Raw genomic sequence first — 13259 nt, 5'->3', positions numbered from 1 at the left:
TCCAGGGCACTACTGCACGCGGTTCGCGGGTGGGTAATAGAAAATGTCATAAACCCCGGTTTCTCCCTCAAGCCCGTGTTCATCATATGCCGACAAGCGAACGTGATAGAACGATGCTTTCAGCCCAGTGAAGCGCATTTGCGGCTTGTCGGAGAAGTTTTCCTGCTTGATGTTCAGAAACTCCTTATCGGTCGCGACCTGGGCCCGGTAGCGCTGGGCCCCGGCCAATGGCCGCAGGAACAGGGTCCAGACAGGCGCATCGCCCTTTTGGCCGTCCTGGCCGACCAACCGTGGCGCATCAAGCAGTTCCACGGGTTTGAGTTCGCCTTGTTTCTTGAAGGCCAGGCCCTGCCGCGCACCAACCTTTACTTCACCAGAGACTGGACCGGTAATGGGCTTCTTCTTGATAGGGCGCGGGCTCGGTGGAGCGTCATCACGATTGACCGCCACTTGCCCGTTGAGTACTTCCACCAGCGATTGTTCGCCATCGTTACGCACACGGAAATGCGTGCCGCGTACCCCCAGAACGCCCACCGGGGTCATGATCTGGAAACGGTCATAGTCGCTGGCACGCTTGATCACGTAAGCCTCGACCTGACCTTCTTCAAGAATCACCTGGGGAATGGATTGCTCCTCGACCAGATGCAATCGGACCTGGGAGCTGGAGGGCAAGACAATCCGCGAGCCGTCCCCTAGCATCAGGCTGACAAATGCGCCCGATGAGGTTTTCACGCTTTCTTGTTCATCGATGAACATGCCTTCTTCCAGAGCCGTGGACACACCCTTGGCATCCAGTTTCCAGGCTTCGCCCGTGAGGTGCTGCACCACCGCCGGAAGCGGTTGCGCGCGGCACATCCGGTTGTCGTCGATATAGGGTGCACGGGGAGGGGCAGGGCGTGCCAAGGCCGGAAGACTCACTACGCCAAGCGTAACGATCAGGCCCGAACTCAACAGCGTAGAAGCGGCAGAGCGGAATCGGCAGGGGAAAAAGGTCATGGCGCTCATCAAGATTCTAGTTCTAATGGGTCATCAGAAAGCACTTTCAGGCAGCGTCTTGCAGCGGGAAGACCTTGAGTACCGTCTACGATACTCGATGAGGTATCCAGTCGATAGCCGAAATATCTGGGGGCGTGAGATCCATTGCAGAAGATGACACGTCCCTGTGTCGGAGCACTTCCGTCGCTCCAATCCGTGTGTCATCCAGCGAGAGCGAATTTACCTACAACATAGGTGCATCGGACCGATTCGCAACATTTGTTCAGATTTGCGGGTACTTAAAATACCCAACGTTGGGTCTGCTGCTGTTCGCTGAGTTGCTGAAACGGTGAACGGGCGAAGCCCATGCCATTGCCGGGCTCACTCAAAGTCTGCCTTTCCTCGAACGGCATAGGTATCGCCGGCTTATTGGCCCCGACCGTTTCCGTGCCCAGCGTAGCAACCATCACCACCAATACCAGTCTTCCCCATACATCAACCTTCCCCAGAACGGCCATACGTCTCGAAACAGCATAAAACCAGATTGCCATTGATCCTTTTCCTGAAGGTCTCGAGCCGGTATCTTCCCAGCTTGGGTGTTGACGATTTCCAATGGCTTGCGGCCATTTGATATCAGCGTACCGAGAGATTCAGAGGGCCTGAGAATCTGGCCATAATTGTTCAGATTCGATGCCCGCATTCTTCAATAAGAAAGGACCCTGCCATGCGTGTCGCAATACTGGATGACGAACCTGCTGAACTGCGGCGGGTGGAACAGACACTGCGACAAATCCCCAGCGCTGCGGATCAGCCATGGACCCTGCACTGCTTCGAGCGTGGAGAAGACCTGCTGCGACAACTGCGCCGCGAGACCTTCGACTTGCTGATCCTTGACTGGCAACTGCCCGACCTCAGTGGCCTGGCATTGCTGCGCTGGACCCGCGAGCACATGGAAGCGCCGCCAGCCGCCATCATGCTTACCAGCCGCGATGCCGAGAGCGATATCGTCCAGGCGCTGAACAGTGGTGCCGATGATTACGTCAGCAAGCCGTTTCGTCCCAATGAGCTTAAGGCTCGGGTGAATGCCGTTCTGCGTCGCCACGGGTTGCAGAAGTCTGCAGCCAGTGAGGTGCATACCTTCAATGACCTGACCTTTGATGATGCTGAACTCACGGTGAGCAGGGCGGGAAAACCCATCAGCCTGACGGAGCGCGAATACCGCCTGGCGCGGTGCCTGTTTGAGAACCTGGCGCGGCCGCTGTCTCGAGAGTACCTGTATGAACGGTTCTGGACCCATGAGGAGATGGTGTCGTCGCGGCCGCTGGATACGCATATTTATCGGCTGCGGAATAAGCTCGGGCTGACGGCGGATCGGGGTTGGCAGTTGCTGACGATCTATGGGTACGGATATCGGTTGGAGAGTGTGACGGCGGCTTCCGAGGACTGAGATGTTCCACGTGGAGCATTTATAAAATGCTCATATCCAGCCCATAAAAAAGGCCAACGCTAAGCGTTGGCCTTTTTTTTTTTTGCGCTGCAACCTGATCAGAAGTCCAGGTTGGAAACCGCCAGGGCATTGCTCTCGATGAAGTCACGACGAGGCTCGACCGCATCACCCATCAGGGTGTTGAAGATCTGGTCCGCGCCAATGGCGTCTTCGATGGTCACGCGCAGCATGCGACGCTGGGCTGGGTCCATGGTGGTTTCCCACAGCTGATCCGGGTTCATTTCGCCCAGACCTTTGTATCGCTGAATGGTATGGCGCTTGGTGCTTTCCGCCATCAACCAGTCCAGGGCTTCCTTGAACTCTTTGACCGCTTTCTTGCGCTCGCCACGCTGAATGTAAGCACCGTCGTCCAGCAGGGTGCTCAGTTGCGCGCCGAGGGTAACAACCGTCTTGTAGTCGTTGCTGCCGAAGAAGTCGCGGTTGAAGGTGACGTAGTTCGACAGGCCGTGGGAGATCAGTTCGACCTCTGGCAGCCAGACGTTACGTTCACGGTCTTCACGCAGGCTGGCTTTGTAGACCAGGCCGGATTTTTCAACGGTACGCAGGCGGACTTCGTACTGGGCCAACCAAGCCTGCATGTGGGCATGATCACCCAACTGCTCCAGGCTGACGGATGGCAGGTAGATGAAGTGCTCGGTCAGCTCCTGGGGGTACAGGCGCGACAAACGCTTGAGGGTCTTCATCACCATGCGGAAGTCGTTTACCAGGCGCTCCAACGCTTCACCGGAGATGCCCGGGGCTTCGTCGTTCAAGTGCAGGCTCGCATCTTCCAGGGCCGACTGCGTCATGTACTCTTCCATGGCGTCGTCGTCTTTGATGTATTGCTCTTGCTTGCCTTTTTTCACTTTGTACAACGGCGGCTGGGCGATGTAGATGTAGCCACGCTCGATCAACTCCGGCAACTGACGGAAGAAGAACGTCAGCAGCAGGGTGCGGATGTGCGAACCGTCAACGTCAGCATCGGTCATGATGATGATGTTGTGGTAGCGCAGCTTGTCGATGTTGTACTCATCGCGGCCGATGCCACAGCCCAGGGCGGTGATCAAGGTGCCGACTTCCTGCGAGGAAATCATCTTGTCGAAACGCGCCTTCTCGACGTTGAGGATCTTACCCTTCAACGGCAGGATGGCCTGGGTGCGACGGTTGCGACCCTGCTTGGCGGAACCGCCAGCAGAGTCACCTTCCACCAGGTACAGTTCGGAGAGGGCAGGGTCTTTCTCCTGGCAGTCAGCCAGTTTGCCCGGCAGGCCGGCGATATCCAGCGCACCTTTACGACGCGTCATCTCACGGGCTTTACGCGCCGCTTCACGAGCCCGTGCTGCGTCGATCATCTTGCCGACAACCAGCTTGGCTTCGTTCGGGTTTTCCAGCAGGAAGTCGGAGAAGTACTTGCCCATTTCCTGTTCGACCGCTGTCTTCACTTCGGAGGACACCAGCTTGTCTTTGGTCTGGGAGCTGAACTTCGGATCCGGAACCTTGACCGAGATAATGGCGGTCAGGCCTTCGCGGGCATCGTCACCGGTGGTGGCGACTTTGTGTTTCTTCGCCAGGCCTTCCGCTTCGATGTAGGTGTTCAGGTTACGCGTCAGTGCAGAACGGAAACCCACCAGGTGAGTACCGCCATCGCGCTGAGGAATGTTGTTGGTGAAGCACAACAGGTTCTCGTTGAAGCTGTCGTTCCACTGCAGGGCGATTTCTACGCCGATGCCGTCTTCACGCTGGATGTTGAAGTGGAACACCTGATTGACCGCGGTCTTGTTGGTGTTCAGGTATTCAACGAACGCACGCAGGCCGCCTTCGTACTTGAACAGCTCTTCCTTGCCGCTGCGTTCGTCCTTGAGGACGATACCCACACCGGAGTTCAGGAAGGACAGTTCACGAATCCGCTTGGCCAGAATGTCCCAGCTGAAGTGGATGTTCTTGAAGGTTTCAGCCGAAGGCTTGAAGTGAATCTGCGTACCAGTGCTTTCGCTGTCACCGACGATTTTCATCGGTTCCTGTGGAACACCATGAACGTAAGTCTGTTCCCAGATCTTGCCGCTACGACGTACAGTCAGGATCAGCTCTTCAGAAAGGGCGTTTACTACCGAAACACCTACACCGTGCAAACCGCCGGATACTTTATAGGAGTTATCGTCGAACTTACCGCCGGCGTGGAGCACGGTCATGATGACCTCTGCCGCCGAAACGCCTTCTTCTTTATGCACATCTACCGGAATGCCGCGACCGTTGTCGCGTACGGTGATGGATTCGTCCGGGTGGATGATGATGCTGATGTCGTCGCAGTGACCGGCCAAAGCTTCGTCGATCGAGTTATCGACCACCTCGAACACCATGTGGTGCAGACCGCTGCCATCATCGGTATCACCGATGTACATACCGGGACGTTTGCGTACGGCATCCAAACCTTTAAGCACTTTAATGCTGGTCGAGTCGTACGTATTCGTATTTTCTTCGCTCATGCCTTCACTCCCGATGGTCGTGGGTCTGGGTGATACGGCCTTGTTCCACGTGGAACAAAGCGACTGGCGTTTCCGTCTGCCAGCCTTCCCTCAATAATTCGTGGTCTACACAGGTGATAAACACCTGGCAGCGTAAGTCTTCCAACAAGCGGCATAACGCGCGGCGGTGCTGCTCGTCCAGTTCGGACGGCAAGTCATCCACCAGATAAATACATTGCCCGCGCCGGGCCTGGCTAACCAGATGCCCCTGGGCGATACGCAAAGCGCAGACCACCAACTTCTGCTGACCGCGGGACAAGATATCCGCAGCATTATGTGCGCCCAATCTAAGGCGCAAATCAGCCCGTTGTGGTCCGGCCTGGGTGTGACCAATTTGCTGGTCCCGTTGCAAGGACGTCGCGAGCACTGCACTCAGTTCCCGGTCTTTGTCCCAACCACGGTAGTAGCTCAACGTCAGCCCCTCGAGTTCAAGTAACTCGCTCAAGGTCTGCTCAAAGACTGGTTTCAAGGCTTTGATATAGGCGCGGCGGTATTCATCTATTTCAGCGCTGGCCAGGCACAGTTCCCGGTCCCAAGCAGCTTGCGAAGCGGCGTCAAGTGTACCATGCCGCAGCCATGAGTTCCGCTGCCGCAGGGCCTTCTGCAGGCGCTGCCAAGTGGCCATGAAACGCGGTTCCACGTGGAACACTCCCCAATCGAGGAATTGCCTGCGGATTTTTGGCGTGCCTTCCAGCAAGCGGAAGCTGTCCGGGTTGATCAGTTGCAGCGGCAGGATTTCTGCCAGCTGCGCAGCACTACGAGCATTCTGCCCATCGATGCGGATTTGAAACTCCCCCTGACGATCACGAGAAATCCCCAGGCTGCTATGACCGCCTTCGGCCAATTCGACTTGGCCAAATACTGTGCACGCCAGTTGCTCGTACTGAATCACCGGCAACAAGCGGGCACTGCGAAAGGAACGAGCGAGCCCCAGCAGGTGAATGGCTTCCAGCACGCTGGTTTTGCCACTGCCGTTGGCGCCGTGGAGGATATTGATGCGGGGGGAGGGGGAGAAGGTCACCGGGTGCAAATTGCGCACCGCGGTGACCGAGACGCGACTGAGGGACATCTAGCTTCTGCTGAACATGATTACAGGCGCATCGGCATGACAACGTAAGCCGAGTCATCGTTGTCGGATTCTTGTACCAGGGCGCTGCTGTTGGAGTCAGACAGAATCAGGCGAACCTGTTCAGTGGTCATCACGCCCAGCACGTCCAACAGGTAGCTGACGTTGAAGCCGATTTCCAGGTTGCCGCCGTTGTAGTCGACGCCCACTTCTTCTTCCGCTTCTTCCTGCTCAGGGTTATTCGCCTGGATTTTCAGTTGGCCGTTGGCCAATTGCAGGCGGATACCACGGTATTTCTCGTTGGAAAGAATAGCGGTACGGCTGAACGCTTCACGCAGGGCCTGACGATCACCGATCACCAGCTTGTCGCCGCCTTTTGGCAGAACGCGCTCGTAATCCGGGAACTTGCCGTCAACCAGCTTGGAAGTGAAGGTGAACTCGCCAGTGGTCGCGCGGATGTGGTGCTGGCCCAGCACGATACTGACATTGCCATCCGGCTCGGTCAGCAGGCGCGCGAGTTCCAGAATACCTTTACGCGGCACGATCACCTGGTGGCGATCCGGCTGACCGATATCGGCCTTCATCGAGCACATGGCCAGACGGTGACCGTCGGTGGCTACGGCGCGGATGATGCCTTCGGAGACTTCCAGCAGCATGCCGTTAAGGTAATAACGCACGTCCTGCTGGGCCATGGCGAAGCTGGTGCGCTCGATCAAGCGGCGCAGTCGGCTTTGTTCCAGGCTGCAGGTCAGCGAGCCTGGGCCTTCTTCCACGGTCGGGAAGTCGTTGGCCGGCAAGGTCGACAGGGTGAAACGGCTGCGACCGGCCTTGACCACCAGCTTTTGCTCATCAACCTTGATGTCGATCAGCGCGTCGTTGGGCAGGCTTTTGCAGATGTCCATCAGCTTGCGCGCCGGCACGGTGATCTCGCCAGGTTCGGCGGGCTCTTCGAGCTGGACGCGACCGACCAGCTCGACTTCCAGGTCGGTACCGGTCAAGGACAATTGCTGGCCTTCGACAACCAGCAATACGTTGGAAAGCACCGGCAAGGTCTGTCGGCGCTCGACGACGCCTGCGACCAGTTGCAGGGGTTTCAACAGGGCTTCGCGTTGAATGGTGAAATGCATGGTCTAGTCCCTTGCCTTAATAAGCTGCGCTGGTGTTCATCAAGTAGTCAGTGTACGCAGCAGGTTCTTGTAGTCCTCGCGAATATCCGCGTCGGATTCCTTAAGTTCGTTGATCTTGCGGCACGCGTGCAAGACCGTGGTGTGGTCGCGACCGCCAAACACATCACCAATTTCCGGCAGGCTGTGGTTGGTCAGCTCTTTGGAGAGCGCCATCGCTACCTGGCGGGGACGTGCTACCGAGCGCGAACGGCGCTTGGACAGCAGGTCGGAAATCTTGATCTTGTAATACTCGGCCACGGTGCGCTGGATGTTATCCACACTCACCAGCTTGTCTTGCAACGCCAGCAGGTCTTTCAGGGATTCGCGAATCAGCTCGATGGTGATGTCACGCCCCATGAAGTGCGAGTGAGCGATGACCCGCTTGAGTGCGCCTTCCAGTTCACGCACGTTGGAGCGAATGCGCTGGGCGATAAAGAACGCGGCGTCGTGCGGCAGGTCGACTTTGGCCTGGTCGGCCTTTTTCATCAGGATCGCGACGCGGGTTTCAAGCTCCGGCGGTTCTACCGCTACGGTCAGGCCCCAGCCGAAGCGCGACTTCAGGCGCTCTTCCAGGCCTTCGATTTCCTTCGGATAACGGTCACTGGTCAGGATGACCTGCTGGCCACCTTCGAGCAACGCGTTGAACGTGTGGAAAAACTCTTCCTGGGAACGTTCCTTGCGGGCGAAGAATTGAATGTCATCGATCAGCAAGGCATCAACGGAACGGTAGAACCGCTTGAACTCGTTGATGGCGTTGAGCTGCAACGCCTTGACCATATCGGCCACGAAGCGCTCCGAGTGCAGGTACACGACCTTGGCATTCGGGTTCTTCTTTAATAGGTGGTTACCCACGGCGTGCATCAAGTGAGTTTTACCCAAGCCAACGCCACCATAAAGGAAGAGCGGGTTGTAACCGTGCTTGGGATTGTCGGCGACCTGCCAGGCAGCCGCGCGGGCCAGCTGGTTGGATTTACCTTCGACAAAGTTCTCAAAGGTGAACGTGCGGTTCAGATAGCTGGTGTGCTTGAGCGCACCCTCTACCTGGACGGTGCGCTGTTCGGCACGAACCGGGGCCTGTTGTGAGCTGGCGCCGGCCATTGGGTCAAAGCTGTCGCGGGACGGCTCTTCATTTATAGGCGCGTTTTTCTGCGACGAGGATTTCGAAGGCGTCTGGGCGACCGGGGCTGGCGAGTTATTAACAGGTGCCGCAGCGGCCTGAGCCTGGGAGGCACTGGCAGCCAACGGTGCATTCGGCGCAGCACGAGGTGCCGAGCTACGTTTGCTGCCTATTAATAAGGAGAGCACCGGAGCAAGCCCGTTGCCGTGTTCGTCGAGCAATTCGAGAACGCGGCTCAGGTATTTCTCGTTGACCCAGTCGAGAACAAAACGATTGGGTGCGTAGACACGCAACTCGTCGCCTTCGGCTTCGACCTGTAGCGGACGGATCCAGGTGTTGAATTGCTGGGCAGGCAGCTCATCGCGCAAAAGCTCCACGCACTGCTGCCAAAGTTCCACTGACACGGATATCCCCTAAGTTGAAAGCCGGTGAGGCAAAAACAGCCGCCATTGTAGCGGCCAGCCGCCCACTTATCCACATGTAGGTTGCTCACAGGGCGCCAAGAATCAATGCCTTAACCGTAAAAAAGGCGACAAATGGTCTGTGCATAAGCTCTGTGGATAAGCGCCCCTAAGCTCGTTGTACAAGTGGGGTCGAAAGTCTGTGGGTAACTGGCCTGTGGATAACTAGCCATTCCACACACAGCTTATCCGATAGCGCAGCACAGGCAGAGCACCGTTTCTCCCCCGTGTTGTCATTCTCTGTACAGCCCGTAGAATATGGCCTCAAGGCAGTTATCCACAGAAGATGGGGTGCCTAGCTTTTATAAGCTTTACAGAAAAGCTTTAAATAACTTCCTTCTTTATTTTTATATCTATGGCATTGCTCGTGAAAGGCGAATCGCCCGGATTCGGTCCGCAGGCCTCCAGATATCTAATTAAAGGAAAAGCTGGTTGGAAATTGACCTAGAGGCTTGCTTTCTCTAGAATCGCCGGTCTCTTAAAACGGGGGCCATTCCGGCCCGTTGTGGACGAACCAGGTAACACGCCATGAAACGTACTTTCCAACCAAGCACCATCAAACGCGCCCGTACTCACGGCTTCCGTGCTCGCATGGCCACCAAGAACGGCCGTGCTGTCCTGTCGCGTCGCCGCGCCAAAGGTCGTGCGCGTCTGGCAGTTTGATAATCCGGTACTGGTGGTGAGTCAGGACTTCAGTCGGGAAAAGCGTCTGCTAACCCCCCGGCATTTCAAGGCAGTCTTTGACTCCCCCACCGGCAAGGTTCCGGGGAAAAATCTCCTGCTCCTTGCGCGTAACAACGATCTGGATCACCCCCGTCTCGGGTTGGTGATCGGCAAGAAGAGCGTAAAGCTCTCCGTTGAGCGCAATCGCCTCAAGCGTCTGATGCGCGAATCGTTTCGCCTCCACCAGGAGACTCTGGTTGGTTGGGATATTGTTATCGTCGCGCGCAAAGGCTTGGGGGACGTAGAAAACCCCGAATTGATTCAGCATTTCGGCAAGCTCTGGAAACGTTTGGCTCGTACCAACAAGCCAGCACCAGCTGTCAGCACCGAAACTGTAGGGGTAGACAGTACTGATGCGTAAACTGGCCCTCGTTCCGATCCAGTTTTACCGCTATGCCATTAGTCCCCTGATGGCAAACCACTGTCGTTTCTACCCCAGTTGTTCCTGCTACGCGTTGGAAGCCATAGAAAATCATGGCCTTCTGCGCGGTGGCTGGCTGACCTTTCGTCGTTTAGGTCGCTGTCATCCGTGGAATCCCGGTGGTTATGACCCGGTTCCGCCTATCCCTACCTCCCGTTCTTCTTCGATGGCCGAGTAATCATGGATATTAAACGCACGATCCTGATCGTCGCCCTGGCAATCGTGTCCTACTCTATGGTTCTTAAGTGGAACCAGGATTATGGCCAAGCTGCCCTGCCGACTCAGAATGTTGCTACCAATCAGTCGGCGCCGGCTATTCCGGATACGCCACTGGGTAACAATGCTGCCGCCAGTGCCGATGTACCCAGCGCGAATGCCGATACCAGTACCCCGGTAGAAACCCCGGTCGTCACCAATAAAGACCTCATCCATGTAAAAACGGATGTACTGGACCTGGCAATCGACCCACAGGGTGGTGATATCGCCCAGCTGAAGCTGCCGCTGTATCCACGTCGCCAAGACCATCCGGACGTTCCGTTCCAACTGTTCGATAACGGTGGCGAACGTGTATATCTGGCGCAAAGTGGCCTGACCGGTACTGACGGTCCGGATGCTCGTGCTACCGGTCGTCCGGTTTATTCGACCGAACAGAAGACTTATCAACTGGCCGATGGCCAGAACCAGTTGAACGTCGACCTGAAATTCAGTCACGACGGCGTCAACTACATCAAGCGTTTCAGCTTCACCCGCGGTTTGTACGATCTGAAAGTCACTTACCTGATCGACAACGAAAGCGCGAAGCCGTGGACGGGCAACCTGTTTGCCCAGCTCAAGCGTGACAACAGCGCCGATCCTTCTTCCAGCACCGCCACCGGCACCGCGACGTACCTGGGCGCAGCCCTGTGGACAAGTAGCGAGCCGTACAAAAAAGTGTCGATGAAAGATATCGACAAGGGCGCGCTGAAAGAAACCGTTCAAGGTGGCTGGGTTGCCTGGTTGCAACACTACTTCGTGACCGCATGGATCCCGAACAAAGGTGATGCCAACCTGGTTCAAACCCGCAAAGACAGCCAAGGCAACTACATCATTGGCTTTACTGGCCCGACGTTGACCGTCGCGCCGGGTGCCAAGGCTGAAGCCAGCGCCACGTTGTACGCCGGTCCGAAGAGCCAGGCAGTCCTCAAAGAGTTATCCCCAGGTCTGGAACTGACTGTGGATTACGGCATTCTGTGGTTCATTGCCCAGCCGATTTTCTGGCTGCTGCAACATATCCACAGCATTGTGGGTAACTGGGGCTTCTCGATTATCCTGCTGACCATGCTGATCAAGGGGATCTTCTTCCCACTGTCGGCTGCCAGCTACAAGTCGATGGCGCGTATGCGTGCCGTGGCCCCGAAACTGGCCGCGCTGAAAGAACAACATGGCGATGACCGGCAGAAAATGTCCCAGGCCATGATGGAGCTGTACAAGAAAGAGAAGATCAACCCGTTGGGTGGATGCTTGCCGATTCTGGTGCAGATGCCGGTATTCCTGTCGCTGTACTGGGTACTCCTGGAAAGCGTGGAAATGCGCCAGGCTCCGTTCATGCTGTGGATAACTGACCTGTCGATCAAAGACCCGTTCTTTATCCTGCCGATCATCATGGGCGCGACCATGTTCATCCAGCAGCGTCTGAACCCGACTCCGCCGGACCCGATGCAGGCCAAGGTAATGAAAATGATGCCAATCATCTTCACCTTCTTCTTCCTGTGGTTCCCGGCTGGTCTGGTGCTGTACTGGGTGGTCAACAACTGCCTGTCGATCTCCCAACAGTGGTACATCACACGTAAAATCGAAGCGGCTACCAAAAAAGCCGAGGCGTAATTTACTCTGTGGATAACACCACTCAAGACGCCCCCTAGTGGGGCGTTTTGCTTTCTGTCACTTTTATCCGGGTACCCGCCATGAGCGCTCCTCGTGAAACCATCGCCGCTGTCGCCACCGCTCAAGGTCGTGGTGGTGTCGGTATCGTTCGTATTTCCGGGCCGCTCGCCAGCGTGGCGGCCCAGGCCATCAGCGGGCGGGAACTGAAGCCGAGGTATGCGCATTACGGGCCGTTTTTAGGTGCTGATGAAGAAGTGCTGGATGAAGGTATCGCCCTTTATTTCCCGGGGCCGAACTCCTTTACCGGCGAAGACGTCCTCGAGCTGCAAGGCCACGGCGGCCCGATCGTTCTGGACATGCTGCTGCAGCGTTGCCTGCAGTTGGGTTGCCGCCTGGCACGTCCGGGTGAATTCAGCGAACGCGCGTTCCTCAACGACAAACTCGACCTGGCCCAGGCCGAGGCGATTGCCGACCTGATCGAAGCCAGCTCTGCACAAGCTGCGCGCAATGCGTTGCGCTCGTTGCAGGGCGCGTTTTCCCTGCGTGTGCATAACCTCACCGAGCAATTGATCAGCTTGCGCATCTACGTGGAGGCCGCGATTGATTTCCCGGAGGAAGAAATCGACTTCCTTGCCGATGGCCATGTCCTGGCGATGCTGGATAAGGTTCGTGATGAGTTATCCACAGTGCTGCGCGAAGCCGGGCAAGGTGCCTTGCTGCGTGACGGTATGACCGTGGTGATTGCCGGCCGTCCCAACGCCGGCAAGTCGAGCCTGCTCAATGCCCTGGCCGGGCGAGAGGCCGCGATCGTCACCGAGATCGCCGGCACCACGCGGGATATCCTGCGCGAACATATCCACATCGATGGCATGCCCCTGCATGTGGTGGACACCGCTGGACTGCGTGACACCGATGACCAGGTGGAAAAGATCGGGGTGGAACGCGCGTTGAAGGCCATCACGGAAGCTGACCGCGTGTTGCTGGTGGTGGATGCCACCGCGCCAGAGGCTGCAGACCCGTTCGCACTGTGGCCGGAATTCCTCGAACAACGGCCGGACCCGGCCAAGGTCACGCTGATTCGCAACAAGGCTGACCTGACGGGCGAGGCAATAGCCCTGGAAGTCAGTGAAGATGGCCACGTGACAATCAGCTTGAGTGCCAAGGCTGCAGGAGAAGGGCTGGAACTGCTGCGCGATCATCTGAAAGCGTGCATGGGCTACGAGCAGACTTCGGAAAGCAGCTTCAGCGCTCGTCGCAGGCACCTGGAGGCACTGCGGCATGCCAGCGCCGCCCTCGAGCATGGCCGTGCGCAACTGACGCTGGCAGGAGCCGGTGAGCTGCTGGCTGAGGATTTACGCCAGGCGCAGCAGCTGTTGGGTGAGATCACCGGCGCATTCAGCTCCGATGATTTGTTGGGGCGGATCTTTTCAAGCTTCTGTATCGGGAAATAGGCGGTTAT

At 57.0% G+C, this 13259-nt stretch carries 12 protein-coding genes; 6 read left to right on the top strand and 6 right to left on the bottom strand.

Features of this window, described 5'->3' with window-relative positions; translation table 11 throughout:
* Positions 1-9: 9 nt before the first annotated feature.
* Together HX824_RS01420 and HX824_RS01415 are read right to left on the bottom strand one after the other, a co-directional pair.
* Positions 10-1005, bottom strand: coding sequence for a FecR domain-containing protein (locus HX824_RS01420; protein ID WP_256343976.1), 996 nt, complete (start codon positions 1003-1005; stop codon positions 10-12).
* Between the two features lie 269 nt (positions 1006-1274).
* Positions 1275-1526, bottom strand: coding sequence for a hypothetical protein (locus HX824_RS01415; RefSeq protein ID WP_003213590.1), 252 nt, complete (start codon positions 1524-1526; stop codon positions 1275-1277).
* Positions 1527-1699: 173 nt separating this feature from the next.
* On the opposite strand from HX824_RS01415, the gene HX824_RS01410 reads away from it, so the two are divergent.
* Positions 1700-2422 carry a response regulator transcription factor gene (locus tag HX824_RS01410; RefSeq protein ID WP_003213588.1) on the top strand — a complete coding sequence of 241 codons (723 nt, stop codon included), beginning with the start codon at positions 1700-1702 and terminating at the stop codon, positions 2420-2422.
* A gap of 98 nt (positions 2423-2520) precedes the next feature.
* Here the strand turns inward: HX824_RS01410 and gyrB are convergent, their stop codons facing one another.
* Genes gyrB through dnaA form a run of 4 tightly spaced genes read right to left on the bottom strand, consistent with a single transcriptional unit; the run spans position 2521 to position 8736 of the window.
* Entirely contained in the window at positions 2521-4944 is a 2424-nt protein-coding gene (gyrB, locus tag HX824_RS01405) for a DNA topoisomerase (ATP-hydrolyzing) subunit B (protein ID WP_003213587.1), read from the bottom strand.
* A gap of 4 nt (positions 4945-4948) precedes the next feature.
* Positions 4949-6052 carry a DNA replication/repair protein RecF gene (recF, locus tag HX824_RS01400; RefSeq protein ID WP_177054054.1) on the bottom strand — a complete coding sequence of 368 codons (1104 nt, stop codon included), beginning with the start codon at positions 6050-6052 and terminating at the stop codon, positions 4949-4951.
* Positions 6053-6072: 20 nt separating this feature from the next.
* Positions 6073-7176 carry a DNA polymerase III subunit beta gene (gene dnaN, locus HX824_RS01395; RefSeq protein WP_003213582.1) on the bottom strand — a complete coding sequence of 368 codons (1104 nt, stop codon included), beginning with the start codon at positions 7174-7176 and terminating at the stop codon, positions 6073-6075.
* A gap of 39 nt (positions 7177-7215) precedes the next feature.
* Positions 7216-8736 carry a chromosomal replication initiator protein DnaA gene (gene dnaA, locus HX824_RS01390; RefSeq protein ID WP_032868695.1) on the bottom strand — a complete coding sequence of 507 codons (1521 nt, stop codon included), beginning with the start codon at positions 8734-8736 and terminating at the stop codon, positions 7216-7218.
* Positions 8737-9321: 585 nt separating this feature from the next.
* Between dnaA and rpmH the strand changes: the two genes are divergently transcribed.
* The 5 genes from rpmH to mnmE all read left to right on the top strand — a co-directional run bounded on the left by rpmH (position 9322) and on the right by mnmE (position 13251).
* Positions 9322-9456 (top strand): 50S ribosomal protein L34, encoded by a 135-nt coding sequence (rpmH, locus tag HX824_RS01385; protein ID WP_003213577.1) that lies wholly within the window; start codon positions 9322-9324, stop codon positions 9454-9456.
* A 16-nt stretch (positions 9457-9472) separates the two neighbouring features.
* Positions 9473-9877, top strand: coding sequence for a ribonuclease P protein component (gene rnpA, locus HX824_RS01380; RefSeq protein ID WP_010168490.1), 405 nt, complete (start codon positions 9473-9475; stop codon positions 9875-9877).
* Positions 9870-10115 (top strand): membrane protein insertion efficiency factor YidD, encoded by a 246-nt coding sequence (gene yidD / locus HX824_RS01375; RefSeq protein ID WP_003213574.1) that lies wholly within the window; start codon positions 9870-9872, stop codon positions 10113-10115. The genes rnpA and yidD overlap by 8 nt, the downstream gene beginning before the upstream one ends.
* A gap of 2 nt (positions 10116-10117) precedes the next feature.
* A complete protein-coding gene (gene yidC / locus HX824_RS01370; RefSeq protein ID WP_003213572.1) occupies positions 10118-11800 on the top strand; it encodes a membrane protein insertase YidC in 1683 nt (560 codons plus the stop codon).
* A gap of 80 nt (positions 11801-11880) precedes the next feature.
* Positions 11881-13251: a tRNA uridine-5-carboxymethylaminomethyl(34) synthesis GTPase MnmE gene (mnmE, locus tag HX824_RS01365; protein ID WP_134327611.1), complete on the top strand. Its 1371-nt coding sequence runs from the start codon at positions 11881-11883 to the stop codon at positions 13249-13251.
* Positions 13252-13259: the final 8 nt, after the last annotated feature.

The organism is Pseudomonas sp. D4002, assembly GCF_013385665.1.
Classification (GTDB): domain Bacteria; phylum Pseudomonadota; class Gammaproteobacteria; order Pseudomonadales; family Pseudomonadaceae; genus Aquipseudomonas.
Note: the sequence above shows the minus strand (reverse complement) of the source record. Positions and strands in the feature narration are given on the sequence as shown.

Coding starts and splice junctions, on each gene's coding strand:
- HX824_RS01410 (WP_003213588.1), top strand. CDS start 1,700: ATGCGTGTCGCAATACTGGATGACGAACCTGCTGAACTGCGGCGGGTG.
- yidD (WP_003213574.1), top strand. CDS start 9,870: ATGCGTAAACTGGCCCTCGTTCCGATCCAGTTTTACCGCTATGCCATT.
- yidC (WP_003213572.1), top strand. CDS start 10,118: ATGGATATTAAACGCACGATCCTGATCGTCGCCCTGGCAATCGTGTCC.
- rpmH (WP_003213577.1), top strand. CDS start 9,322: ATGAAACGTACTTTCCAACCAAGCACCATCAAACGCGCCCGTACTCAC.
- HX824_RS01420 (WP_256343976.1), bottom strand. CDS start 1,005: ATGAGCGCCATGACCTTTTTCCCCTGCCGATTCCGCTCTGCCGCTTCT.
- gyrB (WP_003213587.1), bottom strand. CDS start 4,944: ATGAGCGAAGAAAATACGAATACGTACGACTCGACCAGCATTAAAGTG.
- dnaN (WP_003213582.1), bottom strand. CDS start 7,176: ATGCATTTCACCATTCAACGCGAAGCCCTGTTGAAACCCCTGCAACTG.
- mnmE (WP_134327611.1), top strand. CDS start 11,881: ATGAGCGCTCCTCGTGAAACCATCGCCGCTGTCGCCACCGCTCAAGGT.
- recF (WP_177054054.1), bottom strand. CDS start 6,052: ATGTCCCTCAGTCGCGTCTCGGTCACCGCGGTGCGCAATTTGCACCCG.
- HX824_RS01415 (WP_003213590.1), bottom strand. CDS start 1,526: ATGGCAATCTGGTTTTATGCTGTTTCGAGACGTATGGCCGTTCTGGGG.